1 rRNA gene is annotated in these 1,442 nt (G+C 55.2%); it reads right to left on the bottom strand.

The window, feature by feature from the left end:
- Positions 1-134: 134 nt before the first annotated feature.
- A 16S ribosomal RNA gene (locus HMPREF2896_RS12065) occupies positions 135-1,442 on the bottom strand; the annotation flags it as partial.

Genomic DNA, 1,442 nt, shown 5'->3' with positions numbered 1-1,442 from the left:
CATTCTGGTTAAGATGTATCTCCACCCGATTAACAATACGGTGGCAGCAAAACAATCGTTCACTCAACCACCACGCACATGAAAACACTCACATGCTTAAAGACACCAACTGGTGCCACAATAAAGCTCCTTAGAAAGGAGGTGATCCACCCGCACCTTCCGGTACGGGTACCTTGTTACGACTTCGTCCCAATCGCCGATCCCACCTTCGACAGCTCCCTAACAAGTTTAGGCCACTGGCTTCGGGTGTTACCAACTTTCATGACGTGACGGGCGGTGTGTACAAGGCCCGGGAACGTATTCACCGCAGCATTGCTGATCTGCGATTACTAGCGACTCCGACTTCATGGGGTCGAGTTGCAGACCCCAATCCGAACTAAGGCCGGCTTTCAGCGATTCGCTCCACCTCACAGTGTCGCTGCGCGTTGTACCGACCATTGTAGCATGTGTGAAGCCCTGGACATAAGGGGCATGATGATTTGACGTCATCCCCACCTTCCTCCGAGTTAACCCCGGCAGTCTCTCATGAGTCCCCAACCAAATGCTGGCAACATAAGACAAGGGTTGCGCTCGTTGCGGGACTTAACCCAACATCTCACGACACGAGCTGACGACAACCATGCACCACCTGTACACCAACCACAAGGGACACTACATCTCTGCAGCAATCTGGTGTATGTCAAGCCCAGGTAAGGTTCTTCGCGTTGCATCGAATTAATCCACATGCTCCGCCGCTTGTGCGGGCCCCCGTCAATTCCTTTGAGTTTTAGCCTTGCGGCCGTACTCCCCAGGCGGGGCGCTTAATGCGTTAGCTACGGCACAGAAGACGTGGAAGCCCCCTACACCTAGCGCCCACCGTTTACGGCATGGACTACCAGGGTATCTAATCCTGTTTGCTACCCATGCTTTCGCTCCTCAGCGTCAGTAACTGCCCAGAGACCTGCCTTCGCCATCGGTGTTCCTCCTGATATCTGCGCATTTCACCGCTACACCAGGAATTCCAGTCTCCCCTACAGCACTCAAGTTATGCCCGTATCGCCTGCACGCCCGAAGTTAAGCCCCGGAATTTCACAGACGACGCGACAAACCACCTACGAGCTCTTTACGCCCAGTAATTCCGGACAACGCTCGCACCCTACGTATTACCGCGGCTGCTGGCACGTAGTTAGCCGGTGCTTCTTATACAGGTACCGTCACTTGCGCTTCGTCCCTGTCGAAAGGAGTTTACAACCCGAAGGCCGTCATCCCCCACGCGGCGTCGCTGCATCAGGCTTCCGCCCATTGTGCAATATTCCCCACTGCTGCCTCCCGTAGGAGTCTGGGCCGTATCTCAGTCCCAATGTGGCCGTACACCCTCTCAGGCCGGCTACCCGTCGACGCCTTGGTAGGCCATTACCCCACCAACAAGCTGATAGGCCGCGAGCTCATCTTGCACCGAAAAA

The sequence above is a fragment of the Corynebacterium sp. HMSC069E04 genome (assembly GCF_001813175.1).
Classification (GTDB): Bacteria; Actinomycetota; Actinomycetes; order Mycobacteriales; family Mycobacteriaceae; genus Corynebacterium; species Corynebacterium aurimucosum.
The sequence above is the reverse complement of the archived record's forward strand: the minus strand, read 5'-3'. Positions and strand labels throughout refer to the sequence as shown.